At 69.7% G+C, this 23,681-nt stretch carries 21 protein-coding genes; 10 read left to right on the top strand and 11 right to left on the bottom strand.

What is annotated here, in order from left to right; genetic code table 11:
* The 3 genes from ACK8CO_RS01545 to ACK8CO_RS01535 all read left to right on the top strand — a co-directional run bounded on the left by ACK8CO_RS01545 (nucleotide 1) and on the right by ACK8CO_RS01535 (nucleotide 3,599).
* Nucleotides 1-795, top strand: a complete 795-nt coding sequence (locus ACK8CO_RS01545; protein WP_414897921.1) for a transglutaminase family protein — start codon at nucleotides 1-3, stop codon at nucleotides 793-795.
* Between the two features lie 33 nt (nucleotides 796-828).
* The gene (locus tag ACK8CO_RS01540) at nucleotides 829-1,560 is read left to right on the top strand and encodes a peptidase (protein ID WP_414897920.1); all 732 of its coding nucleotides are present in this window, start codon (nucleotides 829-831) and stop codon (nucleotides 1,558-1,560) included.
* Between the two features lie 263 nt (nucleotides 1,561-1,823).
* The gene (locus tag ACK8CO_RS01535) at nucleotides 1,824-3,599 is read left to right on the top strand and encodes a hypothetical protein (protein WP_414897919.1); all 1,776 of its coding nucleotides are present in this window, start codon (nucleotides 1,824-1,826) and stop codon (nucleotides 3,597-3,599) included.
* Nucleotides 3,600-3,670: 71 nt separating this feature from the next.
* Here the strand turns inward: ACK8CO_RS01535 and ACK8CO_RS01530 are convergent, their stop codons facing one another.
* Nucleotides 3,671-4,132, bottom strand: coding sequence for a CreA family protein (locus ACK8CO_RS01530; protein WP_414897918.1), 462 nt, complete (start codon nucleotides 4,130-4,132; stop codon nucleotides 3,671-3,673).
* Nucleotides 4,133-4,270: 138 nt separating this feature from the next.
* Between ACK8CO_RS01530 and ACK8CO_RS01525 the strand changes: the two genes are divergently transcribed.
* Both ACK8CO_RS01525 and ACK8CO_RS01520 read left to right on the top strand, forming a co-directional pair.
* Nucleotides 4,271-5,434 (top strand): isovaleryl-CoA dehydrogenase, encoded by a 1,164-nt coding sequence (locus ACK8CO_RS01525; RefSeq protein WP_414897917.1) that lies wholly within the window; start codon nucleotides 4,271-4,273, stop codon nucleotides 5,432-5,434.
* Between the two features lie 37 nt (nucleotides 5,435-5,471).
* The gene (locus tag ACK8CO_RS01520) at nucleotides 5,472-5,987 is read left to right on the top strand and encodes a lysozyme inhibitor LprI family protein (RefSeq protein WP_414897916.1); all 516 of its coding nucleotides are present in this window, start codon (nucleotides 5,472-5,474) and stop codon (nucleotides 5,985-5,987) included.
* A gap of 113 nt (nucleotides 5,988-6,100) precedes the next feature.
* On the opposite strand, the gene ACK8CO_RS01515 is transcribed toward ACK8CO_RS01520, so the two are convergent.
* Nucleotides 6,101-6,700 carry an OmpW/AlkL family protein gene (locus ACK8CO_RS01515; protein ID WP_080616128.1) on the bottom strand — a complete coding sequence of 200 codons (600 nt, stop codon included), beginning with the start codon at nucleotides 6,698-6,700 and terminating at the stop codon, nucleotides 6,101-6,103.
* Between the two features lie 119 nt (nucleotides 6,701-6,819).
* Between ACK8CO_RS01515 and ACK8CO_RS01510 the strand changes: the two genes are divergently transcribed.
* From ACK8CO_RS01510 to ACK8CO_RS01495, 4 genes are all read left to right on the top strand, one after another.
* Nucleotides 6,820-8,424: a carboxyl transferase domain-containing protein gene (locus tag ACK8CO_RS01510; RefSeq protein WP_414897915.1), complete on the top strand. Its 1,605-nt coding sequence runs from the start codon at nucleotides 6,820-6,822 to the stop codon at nucleotides 8,422-8,424.
* 87 nt (nucleotides 8,425-8,511) lie between these two features.
* Nucleotides 8,512-10,458, top strand: a complete 1,947-nt coding sequence (locus tag ACK8CO_RS01505; protein WP_414897914.1) for an acetyl/propionyl/methylcrotonyl-CoA carboxylase subunit alpha — start codon at nucleotides 8,512-8,514, stop codon at nucleotides 10,456-10,458.
* A complete protein-coding gene (locus ACK8CO_RS01500; RefSeq protein WP_414897913.1) occupies nucleotides 10,451-11,329 on the top strand; it encodes a hydroxymethylglutaryl-CoA lyase in 879 nt (292 codons plus the stop codon). Before ACK8CO_RS01505 ends, ACK8CO_RS01500 begins: the two co-directional genes overlap by 8 nt.
* A gap of 72 nt (nucleotides 11,330-11,401) precedes the next feature.
* The gene (locus ACK8CO_RS01495; protein WP_414897912.1) at nucleotides 11,402-11,908 is read left to right on the top strand and encodes a hypothetical protein; all 507 of its coding nucleotides are present in this window, start codon (nucleotides 11,402-11,404) and stop codon (nucleotides 11,906-11,908) included.
* Here ACK8CO_RS01495 and ACK8CO_RS01490 read toward each other — a convergent pair.
* Genes ACK8CO_RS01490 through ACK8CO_RS01460 form a run of 7 tightly spaced genes read right to left on the bottom strand, consistent with a single transcriptional unit; the run spans nucleotide 11,898 to nucleotide 18,772 of the window.
* Nucleotides 11,898-12,674, bottom strand: a complete 777-nt coding sequence (locus tag ACK8CO_RS01490; RefSeq protein ID WP_080616133.1) for an HAD family hydrolase — start codon at nucleotides 12,672-12,674, stop codon at nucleotides 11,898-11,900. The genes ACK8CO_RS01495 and ACK8CO_RS01490 overlap by 11 nt on opposite strands.
* A 3-nt stretch (nucleotides 12,675-12,677) precedes the next feature.
* Nucleotides 12,678-13,793, bottom strand: coding sequence for an aminotransferase class V-fold PLP-dependent enzyme (locus ACK8CO_RS01485; RefSeq protein WP_414897911.1), 1,116 nt, complete (start codon nucleotides 13,791-13,793; stop codon nucleotides 12,678-12,680).
* A complete protein-coding gene (locus ACK8CO_RS01480) occupies nucleotides 13,790-14,572 on the bottom strand; it encodes an ABC transporter ATP-binding protein (RefSeq protein WP_414897910.1) in 783 nt (260 codons plus the stop codon). Before ACK8CO_RS01480 ends, ACK8CO_RS01485 begins: the two co-directional genes overlap by 4 nt.
* Nucleotides 14,569-15,345: an ABC transporter ATP-binding protein gene (locus tag ACK8CO_RS01475; RefSeq protein ID WP_414897909.1), complete on the bottom strand. Its 777-nt coding sequence runs from the start codon at nucleotides 15,343-15,345 to the stop codon at nucleotides 14,569-14,571. Before ACK8CO_RS01475 ends, ACK8CO_RS01480 begins: the two co-directional genes overlap by 4 nt.
* Entirely contained in the window at nucleotides 15,342-16,163 is an 822-nt protein-coding gene (locus ACK8CO_RS01470; protein WP_414897908.1) for an ABC transporter permease, read from the bottom strand. Before ACK8CO_RS01470 ends, ACK8CO_RS01475 begins: the two co-directional genes overlap by 4 nt.
* Nucleotides 16,156-17,151: an ABC transporter permease gene (locus tag ACK8CO_RS01465; RefSeq protein ID WP_414897907.1), complete on the bottom strand. Its 996-nt coding sequence runs from the start codon at nucleotides 17,149-17,151 to the stop codon at nucleotides 16,156-16,158. Before ACK8CO_RS01465 ends, ACK8CO_RS01470 begins: the two co-directional genes overlap by 8 nt.
* Before the next feature lie 22 nt (nucleotides 17,152-17,173).
* The gene (locus tag ACK8CO_RS01460) at nucleotides 17,174-18,772 is read right to left on the bottom strand and encodes an ABC transporter substrate-binding protein (protein WP_414897906.1); all 1,599 of its coding nucleotides are present in this window, start codon (nucleotides 18,770-18,772) and stop codon (nucleotides 17,174-17,176) included.
* A 583-nt stretch (nucleotides 18,773-19,355) separates the two neighbouring features.
* On the opposite strand from ACK8CO_RS01460, the gene ade reads away from it, so the two are divergent.
* Nucleotides 19,356-21,053 (top strand): adenine deaminase, encoded by a 1,698-nt coding sequence (ade, locus tag ACK8CO_RS01455; protein WP_414897905.1) that lies wholly within the window; start codon nucleotides 19,356-19,358, stop codon nucleotides 21,051-21,053.
* A 47-nt stretch (nucleotides 21,054-21,100) separates the two neighbouring features.
* Here the strand turns inward: ade and eda are convergent, their stop codons facing one another.
* Nucleotides 21,101-21,742 carry a bifunctional 4-hydroxy-2-oxoglutarate aldolase/2-dehydro-3-deoxy-phosphogluconate aldolase gene (eda, locus tag ACK8CO_RS01450; protein WP_080616140.1) on the bottom strand — a complete coding sequence of 214 codons (642 nt, stop codon included), beginning with the start codon at nucleotides 21,740-21,742 and terminating at the stop codon, nucleotides 21,101-21,103.
* A 60-nt stretch (nucleotides 21,743-21,802) separates the two neighbouring features.
* On the bottom strand, nucleotides 21,803-23,608 hold the full coding sequence (edd, locus tag ACK8CO_RS01445; protein WP_414897904.1) for a phosphogluconate dehydratase: 1,806 nt from the start codon (nucleotides 23,606-23,608) through the stop codon (nucleotides 21,803-21,805).
* Between the last annotated feature and the right edge of the window lie 73 nt (nucleotides 23,609-23,681).

Genomic DNA, 23,681 nt, shown 5'->3' with positions numbered 1-23,681 from the left:
ATGCGACTGAAGATACGCCATTCCACGCGCTACGCCTTCGACGACCCGGTGATCTACGGGCTCCAGCAATTGCGCAAGATCCCCAAGAATGGGCCTGAACAGCGGGTGATCGCCTGGAAGACCACGGTCGAGGGCGGTCGCAAGGAGCTGAGCTTCGAGGACCATCACCGCAACACGGTCGAGCTGATCAGCTTCGAGAAGGACGTGACCGAGCTCGTGGTGCGCAGCGAGGGCGAGGTCGAGGTGCTGGACACCTCGGGCGTGATCGGTCCGCATCGCGGTCCCTCGCCGCTCTGGCTGTTCCGCCATCCCACCGCCCGGACCCGGGCCGGGCCGGGCTGCCGGGCGCTGATGCGCGAGGTGAGGGGCGAGAACGATCTCGACCGGCTGCATGCGCTCCTGCGGGTGGTTCATGGCGCGGTCCGCTACGAGATCGGGGCCTCGCGTCCCGACTGGTCCGCCGAGGAGGCGGTCTCGGCGGGCCGGGGGGTGTGTCAGGATCATGCCCATGTCTTTGTCGCCTGCGCCCGCGAGATGGGCTTTCCAGCCCGCTATGTCTCGGGCTATCTGATGACCGACGACGTCCAGCACGAGGCGAGTCACGCCTGGGCCGAGGCGCATGTCGAGGGCCTGGGCTGGGTCGGGTTCGATGTGTCGAACGAGATGTCGCCGGACGGGCGCTATGTCCGGGTCGCGACCGGCCTCGATTATGCCGAGGCCGCGCCGGTGACCGGCTCGCGTCTGGGCGGCAGCGGCGAGGCGCTGTCGGTCGAGATCGAGGTGGCCCAGCAATAGCGCTGGCGCGCGGATGCGGGGACTGGGACGGAAATGACCTATTGTGTGGGGGTGATGCTCGAGCGCGGGCTGGTGATGATGTCGGATACCCGCACCAATGCCGGCGTCGACAACATCTCGACCTTCCGCAAGATGTTCACCTGGGAAAAGCCCGGCGACCGGGCGCTGGTGCTGATGACCGCGGGCAACCTGGCCACCACCCAATCCGTGGTCTCGATCCTCGACGAGCGCACCAAGGCCCATGTCGAGCGCGATCCCTCGCTGTTCGAGGTGCCCTCGATGTTCCAGGCGGCGCGGCTGGTGGCCGCCACGCTGAAGGACGTGATCGCCGCCCATGCCGATGTCGGCCAGCGGGCCGATGCCTCTTTCAATGCGACGCTGATCCTCGGCGGCCAGATCAAGGGCGGTGCGCCGCGGCTGTTCTTGATCTATCCCGAGGGCAATTTCATCGAGGCCGGCGGCGACACGCCCTTCTTCCAGATCGGCGAAACCAAATATGGCCGACCCATCCTGGTGCGGGCCTATGATCCGGGCATGAGCTTCGAGAAGATGGTCAAGCTGATGCTGGTCAGCTTCGATTCCACGCTCAAGGCCAATCTCTCGGTGGGCATGCCCTTCGATCTGCAGATCTACGAGACCGACAGCCTGCAGCTTGGCCGTCGCATCCGGATCGATCCGCAGGACGCCTATTTCGAGCGGATCTCGACCGGCTGGGGCGAGGCCCTGAAATCCGCGCTCGACAGTCTGCCGGATTTCGAATTCTGAGCCCGCAGGGCAAAGGCCATTCGAGGGCGTCATCCCGACAAAGGCAGGGTTCTGTTGTGGCAAGGTAAACGCCGCGGCGGGGGAGGGCGCGGGGCCAGATGGGACAGCCGCGGGTCCGGTTCGGCAAAACAGGCGTGTTTCTGCCGGTTTGTTGCGAAGGGTCCTTGCATTCTGGGCGGTTTCTCGCCGTAAAACCCGTTTACCCTGTTTCAAGGTCAATCGGCCAGCTTGTCGGTCAATCAGACTGCGGCTAGGGAATCGCCATGACCCCCGATCACACCCAGAAGGGCAAGGCCGAGACGTCGACGCACCGTCGCGCCTCGAAGCTGCCATTGTCAGTTCCGGAGCTCGCGCGCCGCGCGCCGGTCCTGGTCGTCCCCGCCCTGGCTGTCGCCATCGCCGCCGTCACGGGGCTGGTCACGGTGCTGGCGGTACAGCCGGCGCCGGATGGGACAAGCCGCGCGCCGGTTGCCGCCTTTGCGCTCGATCGCGATGCGACGCCGGTCGATGGCGCCGTTCTGCTGGCCGGGACCGGGGACGAGGCCGCCATTCCGGGCGATCCGGCGCCGCGTCCGGCGGCCATCGCGCGTCCGGCCGCCGCGCCGCTTCCCGCTGACGGGATCGGTGTCGTGACCGAGGCCCGCGCCGAGCAGGGCCGGCAGGCGGCCCGCGCCTTGCTGGCGGCAGGGGGACAGGTCTTCGCGGGCGCGCCCCGGATCGTGCCGCCCGCCCGCTCGGGGGCCGCGGCCGGCGGCGATGACCTTGCCGGGCTCCGGCCGCAGCAGCGTCCGCTGGCGGGCAGCGATTTGCGCCGCCCGCGTCCACGCCCAGCCACCGCAGAAAGCGCCGCGCCCGAGACCGTCATCGCCCAGGCCTCCGACCGGCCGCAGCCGCACCCCGATGGCCTGCCTGCGCCCATGTCCGGTCCGGCGACAGCGGTCGCCTTGGCCCGTGCTCAGGTCCGTCCTCAGTCCCGTCCGCTCGAGCTGGCCGAGGATCTTTCCGGTGCAAGTCTCGTGCCCGCTGCCGGGATCGAGCTGGCTTTGGCGGCCAGCCCCGTTCCGCCTGCAGGCGCCGAGGTCGAGGCCGAGGCCGCCGTCGACGCGCAAGGCCTCGAGGCCTCGCTGCGGCCGCAGACCCGTCCCGCGGCCCTGGCCCGGCTGGCCCGCGGTGCGCTGGTGCCGGACAGCCGCGACCTGGCTACGCCCAGGGCCGAACCCTTCGCCCATACCGATATCGCGCGCGGCGCCAATGGCTGCTCGGTGCGGCTGGCCCGCGGCATTCCGGGCCGGCCGCGGGGCGCTCTTTCCGGAAGCGCGATCGGCGCGCGGATGGACAGCCTGCATGGCGGAGATCGCGATGCGCAGATCGTGCAGCAGGCGCTTGCGGGCAATATCCCGCATTTCCTGCGCGAACTGACCCCGGTCCGGGTCTCGGGCCGGCTGGCCGATGGCAGCCGTGCCGATGTGACCATCTGCGTCACGCCTGATTATCTGGCGCTGGGCAGCGATGCCGATTTCGTGCGGGTGCCGATGGGCCTGCCTGCGGCGGCGCGGATCGCCGACCGGTTCGGCTTTCTGCTGCCGACCACGCGGATGGTCGACGCGATCTATGGTCAGGCGCGGATGCGGCTGGCGCCGCGGCCGATGGATCCCGGGGCGCAGATGAGCTCGACCCGTTATTTCCTGCAGCACAACCGCACCGTCGAAAGCCAGACCGGCGGCCGCGAGGGTCAGCTGACCGCGGGCCAGAAGAAGGATCTGGTGCTGACCAACCGGCTGCGCAGCCATCCCGGCCGGGTCGCGATCTATGGCTGGCACAAGCCCGACGGTCACCCCATCCAGCCGCTCAGCACGGTCCATGGTGCCTATTATTCCGATTACAGCCATGGCGTGCGGCTGGTCAGCCAGACCGCCTTCGTCAACGGCCGTCCGGTCTCTCTGGCGAGCCTGCTGGCCAACCCGTCCTATGCGGGGCTGCTGACGGGCGAGGGGCCGATCGCGGCGCCGGAACGGCTGATGGCCTCGCTCTACCGGTAGCGCGGGCAGCGTCCGGCCACGCCCCCTTGCGGGCGGGGCGGCACCTTTCGGCCAGAGCGGGACGCGCGGCGTCAGCGCGGGACGGAATTGAACAGCGGCACGGTCGAGATCGACATCTTGGCCGAGCCCTCGCTCAGCTCACGCGCATGGGCCAGATAGATCAGCGTCTGGTTTGTCTCGTCGAAGATCCGCTTGATCCTTATCGATTTCAGCACCAGCGACCGGCTCTGGCGGAATACCTCCTCGCCATCCGGGTTGCGGTCGATATCGCCGATCTCGATCGGGCCGGTCTGGCGGCAGGCGATCGAGGCATTCGACGGGTCCTCGAACCAGTTGCCCTGGCTCAGCCGGTCCAGCACCGAGCGCGAGAAATAGGCGACATGGCAGGTCACCCCGGCAACCTCGGGATCCTGGATCGCCTCGATCACGATGTCATTGCCGGTCCAGTCGACCCCGACCCGCCCGACCTCGTCGGCCTGGGCGGTGAGGGGCAGAACGGCGACAAGCGCGGCAAGCAGGGCGGGGCGGGGCATGGGGCGATCCTCATCTTCTGATGTCCTGCCAAAGGTAGGCATCCCGTCGCGCATTGCCACAGCGATTGACGCCGCACCCCGGCCAGTGCTATTTAATGAACAAGCGTTCAATAAGCTGGGGAGGGAGGAGCCCGGGCGATGTTCACCGCGACGATGGAATTCGATCTCGACGACGACACCCGCGCGCTGCGCGACATGGTGCATCGCTGGGCGCAGGAGCGGATCCGGCCGATGGCTGCCGAAATCGACCGCGACAATGTCTTTCCGGCCGCGCTCTGGCGCGAAATGGGCGAGCTGGGCCTGCTGGGCATCACCGTGCCCGAGGAGTATGGCGGCGCCGGCATGAGCTATCTGGCCCATGTCATAGCGATCGAGGAAATCGCCCGCGCCTCGGCCAGCGTCTCGCTGAGCTATGGCGCGCATTCGAACCTCTGCGTGAACCAGATCAAGCTGAACGGCACCGAAGACCAGAAGCGCAGGTACCTGCCCGGGCTGATCTCGGGCGCTCAGGTCGGTGCGCTGGCGATGTCCGAGGCGGGGGCGGGCTCGGACGTGGTCTCGATGCAGCTCCGCGCCGAGAGGCGGAACGGCCATTACCGTCTCAACGGCACGAAATACTGGATCACCAACGGCCCGGATGCCGACACGCTGGTCGTCTATGCCAAGACCGACCCCGAGGCCGGCCCTAGCGGCATCACTGCCTTCATCGTCGAGAAGACCATGGCGGGGTTCTCGACCTCGCCCCATTTCGACAAGCTCGGCATGCGCGGATCGAACACGGCCGAGCTGATCTTCGAGGATGTCGAGGTCCCCTTCGAGAATGTGCTGGGCGAGGAGGGCAAGGGCGTGCGGGTGCTGATGTCGGGCCTCGATTACGAGCGCGTGGTGCTGGCGGGCATCGGCACCGGCATCATGGCTGCCTGTCTCGACGAGATCATGCCCTACATGCGCGACCGCAAGCAGTTCGGCCAGCCGGTCGGAAGCTTTCAGCTGATGCAGGGCAAGATCGCCGACATGTACACGGCGATGAATTCGGCCCGGGCCTATGTCTATGCCGTTGCACGGTCTTGTGATCGCGGCCAGGTGACGCGGCAGGATGCGGCGGCCTGCGTGCTCTATGCCTCGGAAGAGGCAATGAAACAGGCGCATCAGGCGGTGCAAGCCATGGGGGGTGCTGGATTTTTGGCCGACAGCGCGGTCGCGCGCCTGTTTCGCGATGCCAAGCTGATGGAGATCGGCGCGGGCACGTCCGAGATCCGGCGGATGCTGGTGGGACGTGAATTGATGAAGGCGATGGTCTAAATGAGAGTCACAGACTCAACTTTAGAAGGTGATCCAGATGCGACTGCCCCTGATCCTCGCCGCCGTGCTGGCCGCGGCCACTCCCGCGCTGGCCCAGCAATACGATTTCACGCCCGATGCCACGCTGGCCTGCATGAAAAAGCAGAAGATGCATGGCGCCGACATCGCCTGTGTGGGCGACTCCGCCCGCGCCTGTTTCCAGAAGATGAAGTCGCCCTCCGTGAGCGATATCGCCGCCTGCCAGCAGGCCGAGGGCGAATACTGGAAGGCGCGGATGGACAGCGCCTATGAGCATCTGCTCGGGCTGGCCGAGGCTGCCGATGCGGACTTTGCCAGGGCCGAGGGCGAACCCCTGCATGCGACCATGGTGCAGGACCTCAGGGACGAACAGGAGCAATGGAACAGTTGGCAGAAAACCCGTTGCTGGGTCGAGGCGATGATGCGCCGGGGCACGCCCTACCGCACGACCGCGGCCGCAGGCTGCACGATGAAGCAGATCGCCGCCCGTGCGCTGTTCATGGAAAGCGCGGTCAGCTACATGGAAAACAAGTAAACCGGTCTTCGGGTGTCGCGGGGCCTGCCTCGCGCGGCGTCCCGGTCCGGGGCCGGGCCTTCGGGGCCCGTGCCCGGCCTGAACCGGGCATGGGCGGGGATGTTCTGGCAGGATCAGAACTTCCAGATATAGGAAACGCCGAAGACCCAGGGGTCGATATGGGCGGTGCCGATCTTGCCGCCATTCAGCTTGACGTCGCTGTCGATGTCGATCCAGCGCACATCGGTCCGGATCGAGTGGCGCTCGTCGATGGCGTAGTCGAGACCGGCATGCAGCGCGAGGCCCCAGGAATCCTCGATATCGACTTTGCCAAGCGCGCTGTCCGTGTCCCAGAAGGTGGTGTAGTTCAGACCGGCGCCGAGGAAGGGCGTGACCGAGCTGCTGTTGACGAAGTGATATTGCAGCGACACCACCGGCGGCAGTTGCAGCGTATCGGCCTTGCCGACACCGTCGATATTGATGTTGTGCTTGAAGGGCAGGGCGCCCAGCACCTCGATGCCCCAGTTATCGGCGAAGAAATACTCGAAGGTCAGGGTCGGGCGGGCATTGTCGCCGACATGCGACTCGGCGCCCGCGAGGGTGCCATTGTCCGACTTCGGAGACACATAGCCAAGCCCGAGCCCGAAGGTCCAGTCGCCTTTCGACTGCGCATCGGCGGCGGATCCGGCCAGAGCGGTTGCGGTCAGGGCAATGGCAAGCAGGGAGGTCTTCATTGCATCGTTCCTTAGAATTTGAATCACTCTCGGTCCTTGGGGCGGAATGGCATGGATTTCTTTGACTTGTATCAAGTCGCAGTATGGCGTGGCATACAATGGTGCGCGGAGGACACGCGATGCGTCTGAGATCCGCCGCTTTGCCGGCATCCGATGGGTTCCGGGCCAATCGCGCGGCCCATTTGGCGGCGCTGCGCGAGGTGGCCGAGGCCGCGGCGAGCGCCGCTGCGGGCGGGGGCGAGGCGGCGCGCGCCCGCCATGTCGCCCGTGGCAAGATGCTTCCGCGCGAGCGGGTCGCCAATCTGCTCGATCCGGGCAGCCCGTTCCTTGAAATCGGGGCGACCGCCGCCAATGGGCTTTATGAGGGCGCGGCGCCCTGCGCCGGGGTCATCGCCGGGATCGGCCGGGTCGAGGGCCAGGAGGTCATGGTTCTGGCCAATGACGCCACGGTGAAGGGCGGCACCTATTACCCGATGACGGTGAAAAAGCACCTCCGTGCCCAGGAGATCGCGGCCGAGTGCCATCTGCCCTGCCTCTATCTCGTCGATTCCGGCGGGGCCAACCTGCCCAACCAGGACGAGGTCTTTCCCGACCGCGACCATTTCGGCCGCATCTTCTACAACCAGGCCCGGATGTCGGCCGCGGGCATCCCGCAGATCGCCGTCGTCATGGGCTCCTGCACGGCGGGCGGCGCCTATGTGCCCGCGATGTCCGATGTCACCATCATCGTCCGCGATCAGGGTACGATCTTTCTCGCCGGTCCGCCGTTGGTGAAGGCGGCCACCGGCGAGATTGTCTCGGCGGAGGATCTGGGCGGCGGCGATGTTCATACAAGGCTGTCGGGCGTGGCCGACTATCTGGCCGAAGACGACGCCCATGCGCTGGCGCTGGCCCGCCGGGCCGTCCGGCATCTGAACCGCGAGAGGCCGCATACCGTCCGCTGGGAAACGCCCGAAGACCCGGCCTGCGATCCCGAAGAGATCCTCGGCGTCGTCCCCGCCGATCCGCGCACGCCCTATGATATCCGCGAGGTGATCGCGCGGCTCACCGACGGCTCGCGCTTCGACGAGTTCAAGCCCCGCTTCGGCGAAACCCTCGTCACCGGCTTCGCCCATGTCATGGGCTGCCCCGTCGGGATCGTGGCCAATAACGGCGTGATCTTCTCCGAGGCCGCGCAGAAGGGGACGCATTTCATCGAACTCTGCGCCCAGCGCGGCACGCCTCTTGTCTTCCTGCAGAATGTCACCGGCTTCATGGTCGGACGCAAATACGAGAACGAGGGCATCGCGCGGCATGGCGCCAAGATGGTGACGGCGGTCGCGACGGCTGCGGTCCCCAAGATCACCATGCTGGTCGGCGGCAGCTTTGGAGCGGGCAATTACGGCATGGCGGGTCGGGCCTATTCGCCCCGCTTTCTCTGGACCTGGCCCAATTCCCGCATCTCGGTCATGGGCGGCGAACAGGCCGCGGGCGTTCTCGCGACCGTGAAACGCGATGCCATCGAACGGGCGGGCGGCAGCTGGTCGGCAGAGGACGAAGCCGCTTTCAGGCGCCCCACGGTCGAGATGTTCGAGACGCAGAGCCACCCGCTCTATGCCTCGGCCCGGCTTTGGGATGACGGCATCATCGATCCGCGCAAATCCCGGCAGGTCCTTGCCCTCTCGCTTTCGGCCGCCCTCAATGCGCCGATCCCCGACACCCGCTTCGGCCTCTTCAGGATGTAGCGCCATGCTCCTTCTTCCTGGCCGAAATACCCCGGGGGGTGCGGGGGGCTGGCCCCCCGCCGCGACGACAGCCACGAAAGGCACGCCATGTTCCGCAAGATCCTGATCGCCAATCGCGGCGAGATCGCCTGCCGGATCGCCGCCACCGCCCGCCGCCTCGGCATGACGACCGTCGCTGTCCACTCGACGGCGGATGCCGGTGCCGCCCATGTGGCCATGGCCGACGAGGCCGTCGCGATCGGCGCGCCCGCGCCTGCCGACAGCTACCTCCGCGCCGACCGGATCATCGAGGCCGCGCTGAAAACCGGGGCCGAGGCGATCCATCCGGGCTACGGGTTCCTCTCGGAAAACCCCGATTTCGTCGAGGCGGTAGAGGCTGCCGGGCTCACCTTCATCGGCCCCTCGGCCAGGGCGATCCGGGCAATGGGCCTGAAGGACGCGGCCAAGGCCTTGATGGAGCAGGCGGGCGTGCCCGTCGTGCCGGGCTATCACGGTGCCGATCAGGACGATGCCCATCTCGAAGGCGCGGCCGAGGCCATCGGCTGGCCGGTGCTGATCAAGGCCGTGGCGGGCGGCGGCGGCAAGGGCATGCGCAAGGTCACGCATCCGGCCGATTTCGCCGCCGCGCTCGCGTCGGCCCGATCCGAGGCGCAGACCGCCTTCGGCAACCGGGCCGTCCTGATCGAGAAGCTGATCGAGCGCCCCCGCCATATCGAGGTCCAGGTCTTCGGCGATGGCCGGGAGGCGGTTCACCTCTACGAACGCGACTGCTCGCTCCAGCGCCGCCACCAGAAGGTCATCGAGGAGGCCCCGGCGCCCGGCATGACGCCCGAGATGCGCGCGGCCATGGGCGCGGCCGCAGTGCGCGCGGCCCGCGCCATCGGCTATCGCGGTGCGGGCACGGTCGAGTTCATCGTCGATGCCTCGGACGGGCTCCGCCCCGACCGGTTCTGGTTCATGGAGATGAACACGCGGTTGCAGGTCGAACATCCGGTGACCGAGGCCGTGACCGGGCTCGATCTGGTGGAATGGCAGTTCCGGATCGCGGCCGGCGAGGGCCTGCCGCTGACGCAGGACCGGATCCCGCTCAGGGGCCATGCCTTCGAGGCCCGGCTTTATGCCGAGGACGTGGCAGCCGGTTTCCTGCCCGCCACCGGCACGCTGGCGCATCTGGAATTCCCGCAAGGCATCCGGGCCGATACCGGCGTGCGAAGGGGCGACACGGTCAGCCCGTGGTATGACCCGATGATCGCCAAGATCATTGCCCATGGCCCGACCCGCGCGGTCGCGCTGAACCGGCTGGCCCGAGCGCTCGATGACATGCAGATCGCGGGGACGACGACCAACCTGGCCTTTCTCGGGCGCCTTGCCCGGCATCCGGGCTTTGGCCGGGGCGAGGTCGATACCGGGCTCATCGAGCGCGATCTCGACAGCCTTGCCGCCGGGCCCGGGCCCGGTCCCCGGATCGTCGCCGCAGCCCTTCTTGCCGCGGCAGAGCCTTCCCGGGACCCGCTTGCGGGCTTCACCCTCTGGGCGCCGCTCCGGCGGGCCGTGACCCTCGGCCGCGACGGCGAGGACGTCACCGGCACGCTGCTGTTCGAGGGGGCACAGTTCGCGACGGTCGAGATCGGCGAGACCCTGCTCGAGGCCCGTCGCAGCCCCGATGGCTGGCGGATCGACGGCGCCTCGGCCGGGGCGGTGCGGCAGGCGGGCGGCCAAATCCATGTCTTTGCCGGAGCCGGCGGGACCTTCTCCTTCATCCCGGTCGATCCGCTCGATCGCGCGGCGGCGGCGGGGGCGGGGACCGATGTGATCGAGGCGCCGATGCCGGGGCTTCTCAAGACTCTGTCCGTGGCCGAAGGCGACCACGTCGCCGCCGGCCAGCCGCTGGCCGTGCTCGAGGCGATGAAGATGGAACACATGCTTGCGGCGCCCCGCGCGGGGCTGGTGGCCGAGGTGCTGGTCGCACCCGGCGCCCAGGTCGAGGCCGGGGCGGCGCTGGTCCGGCTGATGCCGGAGGAGGGCGATGGCTGAGCGGGTCGAGATCTTCGAGGTCGGCCCGCGCGACGGGCTGCAGAACGAGCCCCGCGCGATCGCGGTCGCCGAGAAGATCGCGCTGATCGACCTGCTGAGCCAAGCGGGGTTTCGCCGGATCGAGGCGGCAAGCTTCGTGCGGCCCGAACGGGTGCCGCAGATGGCCGATGGCGCCGAGGTTCTGGCGGGCATCCGCCGGGCGCCGGGCCTGCGCTATGCCGCGCTCACCCCCAATATCCGCGGCTATGAGCGGGCCCGTGCCGCCGGGGCCGACGAGATCGCGATCTTCGCCTCGGCCTCCGAGGGGTTCAGCCGCGCCAATATCAACGCCTCGGTCGATGAGAGCCTTTGCCGTTTTGCCCCTGTGGCCGACGCCGCGCGGGCCGACGGGCTGCCGATGCGGGGGTATATCTCCTGCGTGACCGACTGCCCCTATGACGGCCCGACCCCGCCCGGGGCGGTCGCGGCGCTGGCAGAGCGTCTGCTGGCGCTTGGCTGCTACGAGATCAGCCTTGGCGATACCCTCGGCAGTGCGACGCCCGAAACGGTGGGGGCTCTGCTGCGCGCGGTTCTGGCGCTCGCCCCGCCCGACTGTTTCGCGGGGCATTTCCATGATACCGGCGGCCGGGCCATCGCCAATATCGAGGTCGCGCTCGAGGCCGGGCTGCGGGTCTTCGATGCCGCTGCGGGCGGGCTTGGCGGCTGTCCCTTCGCCCCGGGGGCGCCCGGCAATGTCGCGACCGAGCGGGTGGCGGCGCGGCTCGCGGCCCTCGGGCTCTCGACCGGGCTCGATCCCGAGCGTCTGGCCGAGGCCGCGGCCTTTGCACGGCGGATGCGCCGGCGCCCGCCCGGGACCGGATCTTTCGCTTGAAACGGGGCGATTTATCGCATCCATGATCCCCCTGTCCGAGGCGCATGATGCGAGTCGGAAAAGGAGCGCCCCATGGACCATACCGCCGGCCGCTGTCCCTTTGCTGCCCAGCGCGAGACGCATAGCGGCGTCCACCCCCTGCACCTGCGCCGCTCGATCCTCAATCGCGAGATTCTGCGTCCGGTCCTGCGCCAGCTCGGGCTCGGGACAATGCCCGACGATCCCCACGTGACGCTGGCCCACAGTCTCGCGCCGGTCGACTGGGGCCTGAAGGTCTTCGCGCCCGATCCCCACCGGATCGCGATCACCCCGCAAAGGCCGCGCTTCGAGCGTGGCGCGGCGGGCGGGGTCGATCTGGTCTTCGGGGCGCCCGAGCTCGAGGCGCGCTGGCAGGCGTTGCGCGATGCGGGCGCGGTCTGGGACCTGCCGCCCTTCGTGCCGCGGGTGGCGTTCGGCCCCGCGCCGGCCGAACTGCCCTCGATCTGCTTCTTCGCCGGACCGGTGCTGTTCGGCCCCGAATGGCGCGCGACGCCGGGTTGCGTCGGGGCAGACGCCCCGCAGCATCCCGCTAAGGCCTGATCCGGCGGGGCTTACCGGCCCTTGCCGGACCCTGCCCGAGCAGACCCGGAAGGGCGTCGAGCCGCGCGATCCGGGCGGCGGCGCCCGGGGGCCAGGGCGCCCGGCCGGTCTCGTCATAGAAGATCGCGGTCAGGCCCAGCGCGGCGGGGGCGGTGACGTCCCAGACCGGATCGTCGCCCAGCATCCAGGCATCGCCCGGCGCGGTGTCGAGCCGGGCCAGCAGGCGCAGATAGGCGCGTGGATCGGGTTTGCCGAAGCCTGCCTCCTCCTCGATCTGGATCGCCCCGAAGAAGGGCGCAAGCCCGAAGCGCGCGATCTTGGCGCGCTGCCGGGCCCCCGAACCATTGGTCAGAAGTCCCAGCCGCAGCCCCCGCGCAAGAAGCGCGGCCAGCATCTCGCGCGCCCCCGGTTTCAGCGTGATCGCCTCTTCGAGATAGGTCTCGAACCGGTCGGCGATGCGGTCGGCATCGATCCCGTGCAGCGGGTCCGAGCCGCGCGGCCGGGCGAGGTTCAGCCGGTGGAAGGCAGAGCGCACCACCCGCCGCCGGGTCGCGTCGCCCTCGAGCCGCCAGAGCTTGCGGCCCTCCTCGTCCGACAGGAAGCTCAGCACCCGGTCCAGCACCTCGGCGGTGACCCAGCGGGTCGAATGCTCGCCCAGCGCATCGGCATGCTCGGCGATGATCGCGGCCCAGGTCCGCTCGGGCTGGCGGTAGGCGGTCAGCAGCGTGTCGTCGAGATCGAGAAGGAGGGTCCGGGGCGGGCGCATGGCTCAGGCTCTCGCGGCCTCGCCGAACGCTGTTTCGGCCGCGGCGAGTGCCTGGCCGGTGGGCGCGGGCCAGCCCGCGGCGGCGAGTGCCGCGCCAAGCCTGGCAAGATCGCCCAGCACGTTGTCCAGCCGGGCGCGCGGGCCGGTATGGTTCAGCCGGATCACCCGCGCGCCCGCCGGGCCGGTGCCCGCGCTCAGCGCCGCATCCGCGACATGGGCCAGAACCCCGGCAGCGGACAGCCCGTCGGGCAGGGCCAGAGCGGTGACCAGCGCCGAGGCCTGCTCGGGCGGCACCCATTCGGTGCCGGTCAGTGCGCGCGCTCCGGCGCGGGCGGCGGCGGCGACCCGGGCATGGCGGGCGCGGATCGCCTCCAGCCCCTCGGCCTCGACCCGGGCCAGCGTCTGGGCGAGGGCATGGAATTCCAGCGCCGAGGGCGTGCCCGGCAGCGCGCCCCGGCCGGTCGCGAGCCATTGCGTGCGCAGATCGCCGAGCGACAGGATCGAGGGCGCCGCACCGGGCGGGGCGATCCGCTCCCAGGCGGCGGGCGAGACGGCGATGGCCGAGGTCCCGGCCGGTCCGCCCAGTGCCTTCTGCGGCCCCATCACGGCGATATCGACCTCCAGATCGTCGAGCGCGAGCGGGTGGCCGCCGAGCGAGGCCACGGCATCGACCGCCAGCAGCGCGCCATAGTCCCTGGTCAGGGCCGCGATTTCGGCCAGCGGGTTGAGGATACCGGTCGCGCTTTCGGCATGGACGAGCGCAACCAGATCGAAGCGGGCCGCGTCCAGCGCCTCGGCCACGGCCCCGGCGGCGACCGGACGTCCCGGCGTCATGCCGCCGATTTCGGTCACCTCGGCGCCTGCGCGCCGCAGCCAGTCGCCGAACCACTGCCCGTAAGGCGAGGTGGCGATATTCAGGACCTTGAGGCCCGGCGCCCCGATCGAACTTGCCACCGCCTCAAGTGCCACCATCGCCTCGCCCTGCAGCAGCAGCACGTCGTTGCGGGTGCCCATCAGCCGTCCGATGGCATCGGCAAGCGGCGCGAAGCCCGTCGCCGGAAAGTCCGGCGCATCGGGCAGAGGCAGCCAGAAGGGCAACAGGTCGGGCAGGGCGGTCATGAGAGGGCCTCTTCGGCGGGAATTTCGGGCACGGCCGCGATCAGGCGGCGCAGGATCTGGCTTTTGGGGGTGGCCAGCAGTGCTTCGGTCGGGCCGCTCTCGACGATCCGACCGGCCTCCATCACCGCGATCCGGTGCGACAGGGCGCGGGCGACGGCAAGATCGTGGCTGACGAAGAGATAGGCCAGCCCCCTCTCGCGCTGCAGCCGGGCCAGCAGCTCCAGCACCCGGCCGCGGAGCGAGGCGTCGAGCGCCGAGACCGCCTCGTCGAGCAGAACGAGTTTCGGCCGGGGCGCGATGGCCCGGGCGATGGCCACGCGCTGGCGCTGGCCGCCCGACAGCGTCGCGAGCGGGCGGCTTGCCAGATCGGGCGAGAGCCCGACCTCGCTCAGCAGCATCGCGACATGCTCGGGCCAGTCGGGACGGGGGGCGATCCGGTGCAGCCGCAGCGGCTCGCTCAGCGCGCCCGCGACGGTAGCGCGGGGATGGAAGGCGGCGGCGGGGTCCTGGAACACCATCTGCATCGCCCCGCGCGCCCGGCGCAGCGCGCGACCGCGCAGCGCGCCCCAGTCCCGCCGGTCGAAGCGGATCTCGCCCGCATCGGGCTCGGTCAGCCGGATCAGCACGCGCACGAGCGTGGACTTGCCGCAGCCCGAGGGGCCGATCAGGCCCAGCGTCTCGCCGGGGGCGATGGTCAGGCTCACCCGGTCAAGCGCCCGGATGCGGCGCTGGCCGGGATAGGTCTTGCCAAGGTCGCGGGCCTCGAGCAGCGGGGTCATGGCACGTCCCCGACGAGGCGCGGACTGCGCAGATCGAGATGGGCGGCCAGAAGCGTCCGCGTATAGGTCTCGCGCGGGCGGTGCAGCACCCTTGCGGCGGGTCCGGTCTCGATCAGCCGGCCGTCATGCAGCACCGCGATCCGCTCGGCGAGCCCGCCCGCCAGCGCCATGTCATGGGTGATGAACAGAAGCGTCATCCCCTCGGCCTCGACCAGCCCGCGCAGCAGCGCGGCGATCTCGGCCTGGACCAGGACGTCAAGCGCGCTGGTGGCTTCGTCCGCGATCAGCAGGCGTGGCCCGGCCGCGATCGCAAGCGCGATGGCGATCCGCTGGCGCTGCCCGCCCGAGAACTGGTGCGGATAGGCGTCGAGCGCGCGGTCGGGATCGGGGATCCGGACCCGCTCGAGTAGCTCGACGGCGCGGTTTCGGGCGGCCTTGCGCGACAGCGGCAGATGGGTGCGGAGCACCTCGCCCAGATGGCGCCCGACCGACAGGAGCGGGTTGAGGCTGCCGCCCGGGTCCTGGAATACATAGCCGATATCGCGGCCCGGCCGGGGCGGGGACCCGGTCCAGTCGATCCGGCCCGAGATCTCGGTGCCGGGGGGCAGAAGCCCGGCCAGCGCGCGCGCAAGCGTCGATTTGCCCGAGCCGGATTCGCCGATCACCGCGAGTGTCTCGCCGGCGAAAAGCGCCAGCCCCAGATCGCTGATGGCAGGCAGGCGCGCATCCGGATAGCGGATGCCCAGCGCGGTGAGGGTGAGAAGCGGCGTCATCGGGTCCTGCGCCCCGACAGGATGTCGGTCAGCGCCTCGCCCAGGAGATAGGTCGAGATCACGGTCAGGACCAGCGCGATGCCGGGCAGGATCGACAGATAGGCGGCCGAGCGAAGCTGGTTGCGGCCCTCGGCGATCATCGCACCCCAGGTGACCGCATTCGGATCGCCGAGCCCCAGGAAGGAGAGCGCGGCCTCGGTCAGGACCGCCGCGGCGACGATGACCGAGGCCACGGCCAGAACCGGGGGCAGCGCAAGCGGCAGGATCTGGCGGAAGGCGATCTCGGCCGGAGACATGCCCATGACCCGGGCGGCCGCGACGAAATCGGCCTCGCGCAGGCTGAGAACCCGGGCGCGGGCCAGCCGCGCGGGTCCGGTCCAGGCCCCGAGCGCGATGGCCAGCACGACGATCCCCAGCGAGGGCCCCGCGGCCGAGACGAAGGCCAGCGCCAGAAGGAAGCCCGGCACGATCTGGAAGGCGTCGACGAGGCGCATCAGCGCCGCTTCGGTCAGCCCGCTGGCAAAGCCCGCCGCGGTGCCGATGCCCATGCCGAGGACGACCGCGACAAGGGCTGCCGAAAGCCCCACGCTGACCGAGGTCCGCGCGCCGTGGATCAGCTCGGCCAGAAGGTCGCGGCCGAGCCGGTCGGTGCCGAGCGGCAGGGCAGGATCGGTGAAGGGCGGGATCAGCGGAGGCCCCGCGATGGCCAGCGGATCGCCGGGTGCGATCAGCGGCGCGAAGGCTGCGATCAGGATCAGCGCCAGCAGGATCGCGGCCCCGACCAGCGCCTCGGGGCGGCCGAGCAGGGCCTTAACCACGGCTGCGTCTCCCGCCTGCGCCGACCCTTGGGTCGAGCCAGCCATAGGCCAGATCGACCAGCAGGTTGGCGATGACGACCATCAGCGCCGAGGTCAGGATCACCGCCAGCAGAAGTGGCGCGTCTCGCCCGGCCACGGCCTCCTGCGCGAGCCTGCCGAAGCCCGGAATGGCAAAGACGCTTTCGATCACCACCGATCCCCCCAGCATCGCGGCCGATTGCAGCCCCAGCATGGTGACCAGCGGCAGGAGCGCGTTCCGCGCGGCATGGCTCAGCGTGATCCGCCAGTCGGAAAGCCCCCGTGCCCGTGCGGCAAGGGTATAGTCCTCGTTCCAGGCCTCGGCCATGCCCGCCCGCATGATCCGGAGGAAAAGCGCGAGATAGATCATCCCCAGCGCTGCCACCGGCAGCACCAGATGGCGCGCGATGTCGGCGGCGCGCGCGAGCCCCGTCTTGCCCGAGGCGATGGTCTCGATCCCCGAGACCGGCAGCCAGCGCAGCTGCACCGCGAAGACGATGGCCAGCACCAGCCCGAGCCAGAAGCTCGGGATCGAGTAGAGCATCAGCGAGCCGCCCGAGAGCAGCCGGTCGGGCAGCGAGCCCGGCCGCCGTCCGGCCAGCACCCCGAGGCCCGAGCCCAGCAGGAAGGACAGCGCGGTGGCGCTTCCCATCAGCCAGAGCGTGTTCGGCAGCCGTTCCGCGATCAGCGCGCCGATGGGGCGGTTCAGCGCGAGCGACCAGCCCAGATCGCCCCGCGCGTATTGGCCAAGGGTGAAGGCAAGCCGTTTCCAGGCCGGGCCGTCGAGCCCGTATTTCGTGCGCAGCGCGGCCGCCATCTGCGCATCGCCCCCGCCCATCGACAGCAGATAGGCATCGACCGCATCGCCGCCGGCCCGGTCGAGCAGCAGAAACACCCCCACCAGCACGATCAGCAGGACCGGCAGGCTGCCCGCAAGCCGGGCCAGAACGATCCGTGCCAGCCGCGGCATCAGACTGCTTCCGTGCGGGCGGTCATTGCGACAGACCGGTATCCGCCCAGTTCGACACTACCCAGCGCGGATTGGTGGCGATGCCGGTCACCCGGTCCGAGACCACCGAGGTGAAGCTCCAGTCGGCGACATTGATGATCGGCAGATCGGCCGCGACCAGTCTCTGGAGCTTCCTGTACAGCGCCACGCGGGCGGCGGGGTCGAGCGTCACCAGCGCCTCGTCGATCACCGCGTCGATCCCGGCATCGGCATAGCCGCCCTGGTTCGAGAAAGGCACGCCCGGCGGCATGCCCGAGCGCAAGAGGATGGTGGTCGAGATCGCCGGATCGGCGCGGAAGACGGTGGGGGCGATGGCCAGGTCGAAGGCGTGATCGGTATAGACCGCCCGGATATGGCCGGCCGCGTCATGGGGCTCGATCCGGGCATCGATGCCGATGGCGGCCAGTGCCTGACGCAGGTAGTCGCCGAACTGGCGTGTCTCCGAGAAATAGGGCGCGGGCAGCAGCCGCAGGCGAAGTCTCGTGCCATCGGGGCCCTCGGGATAGCCCGCCTCGTCCAGCAGCGCCCTGGCGGTCGCGATGTCGAACGGGTAGGTGGCGACATCGGGGGTGTAGAAAGTGGGATCATTGGCCGGGACCGGCCCGGTGGCGGCCTCGGCATAGCCGAGAAAGATCGTCTTCAGCACGAAGTCCCGGTCGATGGCATGGGCGATGGCCTGCCGGACCTTGAGCTTCGACAGCGCCTCGGTGCGGTGGTTGATCTCGATCGTCAGCTGATAGGTCAGCGCCTCGTAGCCTTTGGTCACGACCTCGAGCCCCGGCACCCGGGCGATCCGGTCGAGATCGGACAGGGGCACCGCCGAGAAGGCCGCAAGATGAACCTCGCCCGCCTCGAGCGAACTGGCCGCCGCGGCGCGGTCGGGCAACACCCGGTAGACGATCTCGTCCAGCAGCGGCAGGCCCTTGTCCCAGTAGCTGTCGTTTCCGCGCAGCAGGTAGTATTCGCCGGGCCGGTGCGCGCCCCATCGGAACGGGCCGGTTCCGATGGGCGCCGCATTGGCCGGGTTGGTGGCGATGTCGGTGCCCTCGTAGAGATGTTTCGGCAGCACCGACGAGACCACCGGCAGCGCATTGGCGATCAGTTGCAGCGGCATCGGCTGCGAGAAGCGGAAGATGGCGGTCAGCGCGTCGGGGGTCTCGACCGCCTCGAGATTGGCGAAGAGCGCGCGGCCGATATTCTGCAGAGGCTTCCAGACCTCCATCGCCGAGAAGGCGACATCGGCCGAGCTGAAGGGCGTGCCGTCATGCCACAGAACGCCCTCGCGCAGGGTGAATGTGACGCTGTGCCCGTCCTCCGAGCCCTCCCAGCCGGTCGCCAGAAGCGGTCTCAGCCCGCCGGGCCCGTAGCTGGCCTCGGCCAGCGGCTCGATCACCTTCGAGGTTATGAAGAAGACCCCGTTCGAGGCGACGATGGCTGGGTTGAGCTGGCGCGGCTCGCTGTCGGCGGCGACGATCAGGCGCCCGCCCGGGGCGGCCGCGCGCGCGCGGCAAGGCAGGGCGGTCGAGCCAAGCAGGGCGGCCGTACCGGTCAGGACGCCGCGGCGAGAAATCGTGGCAAGCATTGGAACCATGTCCTCGTAAGAGCCGGCGATTGCGCCGCCGCCCGGCGGCAGGCTGGCATCGTCCGGCCCGCAGCGCAAGGGTGCGCGGGGGCGGTGCCGTCCGGGACGGCCGGAATGGCGACCGGGCGGGGGCGCAGGGGTGCGATGCCGGAGCGGCCTGCCATTCGGGCGCGCGCGTGCCGGAGGCGGCTTGCGAATGCCCGAATATGCCGAAAGCAGCGGTCGACGCCCTGGCGATCGACCGGCAATCGGCGCCGGTCTCGGAGGTGCTGGTGACGTGGTGTCGGCCGCGTTCCGGATCGCACCGGCCGATCCTAAGGGCGCCCGATCCGCGGCTCCCGGCCGGCGCAGGGGCCTTCTGATTCCGGCGGCCTTGTCGAAAGGAGCGCGACAGGTCCGAAGGCATGCGGGGCGCGTGCCTGACGGCGCGTCGCTGCGCCTTGCCCCGCCGGGGCGGCGGGTCCGGCCGGGGGCGGCCCTTTTCCGGATGGCGTCGGCTTTCCCGGCAGACCGAGCTTTCGCGGTTGAATGCGCCGTCCCGGCTTGCGACCCTCATGCCGGTCCCATGCCAAGGAGTCGTCCCATGGTTCAGCCGCTTTCCGATCTGATCGCCCAGGGGCGCGGGCTTGTTCCGGCCGATCTGGTGCTGAGGGGCGGGCAGGTTCTCGATCTGGTGACCGGCGAGACGGTGCCGGGCGATGTCGCGATCTGCGGCGAGACCATCGTCGGCATCGGCAGTGCCTATGAGGGGCGCGAGGTCCTCGACGTCTCGGGGCTGACGCTGGTGCCGGGCTTCATCGACACCCATCTCCATATCGAAAGCTCTCTGGTGACGCCCCTGGAATTCGACCGCTGCGTCTGTCCGCGCGGCGTGACCACGGCGATCTGCGACCCGCATGAGATCGCCAATGTGATCGGGGTCGCGGGCATCGACTATTTCCTTCAGGCCGCGACCCGCACGGTGATGGATATCCGGGTGAACCTGTCCTCCTGCGTGCCCTCGACCGGGATGGAGACCGCGGGCGCGCGGATCGGGGCGGCGGAGCTGCTGGCGCTCCGGGATCACCCCAAGGTCATCGGACTGGCCGAGATGATGAACTATCCGGGCGTTCTGATGCAGGATCCGGGCGTTCTGGCCAAGATCGAGGCGTTTCGCGGCGGTCATATCGACGGCCATGCGCCGCTTTTGTCGGGCAAGGATCTGAATGCCTATATCGCGGCGGGCATCCGCACCGAGCATGAGGCGACGAGTGCCGTCGAGGCCCGCGAGAAGCTGCAGAAGGGGCTGCGGGTGCTGATCCGCGAAGGGTCTGTCTCGAAGGACATGATGGCGCTGGCGCCACTGCTGAGCGAGCGGACCTCGCCCTATATGTGCCTTTGCACCGACGACCGGAACCCTCTGGATATCGCCGAGGAGGGCCATCTCGATCACATGATCCGCTGGATGATCGGGCAGGGCACGCCGGTGCTGGCGGCCTACCGGGCGGCGTCTCTGTCGGCGGCCGAGGCCTTCGGTCTGAAGGATCGCGGCCAGATCGCGCCGGGTAAGCGTGCCGATATCGTGGCGCTGGAGGATCTCGCGGATTGCCGCGCGCGGCTGGTGCTGGCGGGCGGGCGGGTGGCCTCGGCCGGGGCCTTCGCCGCGCGCGAGGATGTGGCGCCGGTCGGGCGGGGCTCCGTCAGGGCGCCGGAGGTGACGGCCGCCAGTTTCCGGGCCACCTCGAATGCCGCCGAGACCCATGTGATCGGCATCCTGCCGGGCAAGATCCTGACCGAGCATCTGATCGAGGAGGTGCCGCCCGAGGGCGGCGAGAAGCGCGCCGATCCGGGGCGCGATCTGGCCAAGGTCGCGGTGGTCGAGCGGCATGGCAAGAACGGCAATATCGCGGTCGGTTTCGTGCGGGGCTTCGGCCTGCAGCGCGGGGCCATCGCCTCGACCGTCTGCCACGATCACCACAACATCGTCGCGGTGGGCGTATCCGAGGCCGACATGGCGCTGGCGGCGACCCGGCTGTCCGAGATCGAGGGGGGCTTCGTCGTGGCCGAGGGCGGGAAGGTCCTGGCCGAGCTGGCGCTGCCGGTCGCGGGGCTGATGAGCCTCGAGCCCTTCGAGACGGTCGAGACGCGGCTGAAGGCGTTGCGCGCGGCGGCAAAGCGCCTTGGCGTGGTGCTCGACGAGCCCTTCCTGCAACTGGCCTTCATCGCGCTGCCGGTGATCCCGGCGCTGAAGATCACCGATCGCGGGCTTGTCGATGTCGAGACATTCGAGATCATCGGCTAGGGGCGGGCCGGTCCGGTTTCGTGACCCGGCCCGCGCCCCTGCGGGGGCTAGCGCGGCAGGGCGGCGGCCTCGCGGGCAAGTGCGGTGATCGCCTCCCAGTCGCGGGCCTCGAGCTTGTCCTTCGGTGCGACCCAGGACCCGCCCGCGCAGATCACGTTGGGCAGGCTCAGGTAGCTTGCGGCATTGGCCGGGCTGACGCCGCCGGTCGGGCAGAAGCGGATCTGTTGCAGCGGGCCTGCCAGCGCCTTCAGGGCGGGCGCGCCGCCCGCAGCCTCGGCCGGGAAGAATTTCTGCACCGTGTAGCCGCGTTCGAGCAGGGCCATCGCCTCGCTCGCGGTGGCGGCGCCCGGCAGCAGCGGCAGATCGCCCGCGCGTGCGGCGTCGAGCAGCGCGGGCGTGGTGCCCGGCGAGACGCCGAAACGGGCACCCGCCGCCATGGCGGCATCGACATCGCCCGGGGTCAGGAGCGTGCCCGCGCCGACGATGCTGCCCGCGACGTCCGCCATCTCGCGGATCGCATCGAGGGCGGCGGGGGTGCGCAACGTGACCTCGAGCACCGGCAATCCACCCGCCACCAGCGCCTCGGCCAGAGGCCGGGCCAGCTTTGCGTCCTCGATCACCAGAACCGGGATGATGGGGGCGCGGCGGCAGATCTCTTCGGTGATCTCGCTGGCGGCATTGGGGGTCATTGGCGGTCCTTTCACGCGGATTTCGGCTGTTGCAGGGGTATTTAGGCCAAGAAGAAGGGGTCAGACAACGATCCCCGCGCCTTCGGCCGCGGATTTCGCATTTGCACGGAAGGCGGCGAAGAGCTCGCGCCCCAGCCCGGTCTCGTTGGCCGAGAGGTCGGGGGTGACGGGCGCGCGGTCGATGGCACCCTCGGTCAGCACGTCGAGCCGCCCCGAGGGCGCGTCGAGCCGGATCACGTCGCCGTCGCGCAGACGGGCGAGCGGACCGCCATCGGCGGCCTCGGGCGAGACATGGATCGCGGCGGGCACCTTGCCCGAGGCGCCCGACATCCGCCCGTCGGTGACGAGCGCGACCTTGAGGCCGCGGTCCTGCAGTACCGAGAGCGTGGGGGTCAGGGCGTGGAGTTCCGGCATGCCATTGGCGCGCGGGCCCTGGAAGCGGACGACGACGATGGTGTCCGAGGTGAATTCGCCCCGCTTGAAGGCGGCCTTGACCTCTTCCTGGTCCTGGAAGATGCGGGCGGGCGCCTCGATCACGTGGCGGTCCTCAGCGACCGCCGAGACCTTGATGATGCCGCGCCCCAGATTGCCGGAGAGCGCGCGCAGCCCGCCTGTGGTCTGGAACGGATCGGCGGCAGGGCGCAGGATCTTGTCGTTGAGGCTTTCGCCCGCGCCCTCGGTCCAGCTCAGGGTTCCGTCGACGAGCTTCGGTTCCCGGGTGTAGCGCGCGAGGCCCTCGCCCGCGACGGTCAGCGTATCGGGGTGCAGCAGGCCCGCCCCGAGCAGCTCGCCGATCATGTAGCCAAGCCCGCCCGCGGCGTGGAAATGGTTCACGTCGGCCAGCCCGTTCGGATAGACGCGGGCCATCAGCGGGGTGATTTCCGACAGGCGCGCGAAATCCTCGATGTCGAGGATGACGCCGGCGGCACGCGCCATGGCGGGCAGGTGCAGCACGAGGTTGGTGGAGCCGCCCGTCGCCATCAGCCCGACGATGCCATTGGCAAAGGCGCGTTCGTCGAGCACCCGGCCTGCGGGCGTATACTGGTTTCCCAGGGCGGTGATCTCGAGCGCGCGTTGCGCGCCCGCCACGGTCAGCGCGTCGCGCAGGGCCGTGTTCGGGGTGACGAAGCTGGCGCCCGGCAGGTGCAGCCCCATCAGCTCCATCAGCATCTGGTTGGAATTGGCGGTGCCGTAGAAGGTGCAGGTGCCGGGGCCGTGATAGCTTTCCATCTCGGCCTTCATCAGGTCGTCGCGGCCGATCTCTCCGGTGGCGTATTTCTGCCGGACCTTCGCCTTTTCGTCATTGGGCAGGCCCGAGGTCATCGGCCCCGCGGGCAGGAACACCGCCGGGAGATGCCCGAAACTGGCCGCGGCGATCACGAGGCCCGGCACGATCTTGTCGCAGACGCCCATGAAGACCGCCGCGTCGAAGCAGTTGTGGCTGAGCGCGACGCCTGCCGACAGCGCGATTACGTCGCGCGAGAACAGCGACAGCTCCATCCCGGTCTGGCCCTGGGTGACGCCGTCGCACATGGCGGGCACGCCGCCCGCGACCTGGGCCGTGGCGCCGGCCGCGCGCGCGGCCTCGCGGATGAGCGCGGGGAAACGCTCGAAGGGCTGATGCGCCGAGAGCATGTCGTTATAGGCGGTGACGATCCCGAGATTGGGCGCGCGGCCTTCGGCGAGAAGGCTCTTGGCCTCGCCCGAGGCGGCATAGGCATGGGCCTGGTTTCCGCAGGTCAGATGGGCGCGGGCCGGGCCCTGTTCGGCGGCCGTCGCGATCCGGTCGAGATAGGCGGCGCGGGTTGCAGCCGAGCGGCTGGCAATGGCTTGGGTGACCTCTTCCAGCACGGGATGAAGCGGCATAACGGGTCTCCTGTCGCGGGGGTTCGGGGCGCATATACTACGTTAGCGCTAACGGGAAAAGGGGAGACGTCGG

This window comes from Rhodovulum sp. HP10 (assembly GCF_047553435.1).
GTDB lineage: Bacteria > Pseudomonadota > Alphaproteobacteria > Rhodobacterales > Rhodobacteraceae > Rhodovulum.
Note: the sequence above shows the minus strand (reverse complement) of the source record. Positions and strands in the feature narration are given on the sequence as shown.

Coding starts and splice junctions, on each gene's coding strand:
- ACK8CO_RS01530 (WP_414897918.1), bottom strand. CDS start 4,132: ATGCCCCGCCCCGCCCTGCTTGCCGCGCTTGTCGCCGTTCTGCCCCTC.
- ACK8CO_RS01510 (WP_414897915.1), top strand. CDS start 6,820: ATGCGTCTGAGATCCGCCGCTTTGCCGGCATCCGATGGGTTCCGGGCC.
- ACK8CO_RS01475 (WP_414897909.1), bottom strand. CDS start 15,345: ATGACGCCGCTTCTCACCCTCACCGCGCTGGGCATCCGCTATCCGGAT.
- ACK8CO_RS01490 (WP_080616133.1), bottom strand. CDS start 12,674: ATGCGCCCGCCCCGGACCCTCCTTCTCGATCTCGACGACACGCTGCTG.
- ACK8CO_RS01460 (WP_414897906.1), bottom strand. CDS start 18,772: ATGCTTGCCACGATTTCTCGCCGCGGCGTCCTGACCGGTACGGCCGCC.
- eda (WP_080616140.1), bottom strand. CDS start 21,742: ATGACCCCCAATGCCGCCAGCGAGATCACCGAAGAGATCTGCCGCCGC.
- ACK8CO_RS01480 (WP_414897910.1), bottom strand. CDS start 14,572: ATGACCCCGCTGCTCGAGGCCCGCGACCTTGGCAAGACCTATCCCGGC.
- edd (WP_414897904.1), bottom strand. CDS start 23,608: ATGCCGCTTCATCCCGTGCTGGAAGAGGTCACCCAAGCCATTGCCAGC.
- ACK8CO_RS01520 (WP_414897916.1), top strand. CDS start 5,472: ATGCGACTGCCCCTGATCCTCGCCGCCGTGCTGGCCGCGGCCACTCCC.
- ACK8CO_RS01535 (WP_414897919.1), top strand. CDS start 1,824: ATGACCCCCGATCACACCCAGAAGGGCAAGGCCGAGACGTCGACGCAC.
- ACK8CO_RS01465 (WP_414897907.1), bottom strand. CDS start 17,151: ATGCCGCGGCTGGCACGGATCGTTCTGGCCCGGCTTGCGGGCAGCCTG.
- ade (WP_414897905.1), top strand. CDS start 19,356: ATGGTTCAGCCGCTTTCCGATCTGATCGCCCAGGGGCGCGGGCTTGTT.
- ACK8CO_RS01505 (WP_414897914.1), top strand. CDS start 8,512: ATGTTCCGCAAGATCCTGATCGCCAATCGCGGCGAGATCGCCTGCCGG.
- ACK8CO_RS01500 (WP_414897913.1), top strand. CDS start 10,451: ATGGCTGAGCGGGTCGAGATCTTCGAGGTCGGCCCGCGCGACGGGCTG.
- ACK8CO_RS01495 (WP_414897912.1), top strand. CDS start 11,402: ATGGACCATACCGCCGGCCGCTGTCCCTTTGCTGCCCAGCGCGAGACG.
- ACK8CO_RS01485 (WP_414897911.1), bottom strand. CDS start 13,793: ATGACCGCCCTGCCCGACCTGTTGCCCTTCTGGCTGCCTCTGCCCGAT.
- ACK8CO_RS01545 (WP_414897921.1), top strand. CDS start 1: ATGCGACTGAAGATACGCCATTCCACGCGCTACGCCTTCGACGACCCG.
- ACK8CO_RS01540 (WP_414897920.1), top strand. CDS start 829: ATGACCTATTGTGTGGGGGTGATGCTCGAGCGCGGGCTGGTGATGATG.
- ACK8CO_RS01515 (WP_080616128.1), bottom strand. CDS start 6,700: ATGAAGACCTCCCTGCTTGCCATTGCCCTGACCGCAACCGCTCTGGCC.
- ACK8CO_RS01525 (WP_414897917.1), top strand. CDS start 4,271: ATGTTCACCGCGACGATGGAATTCGATCTCGACGACGACACCCGCGCG.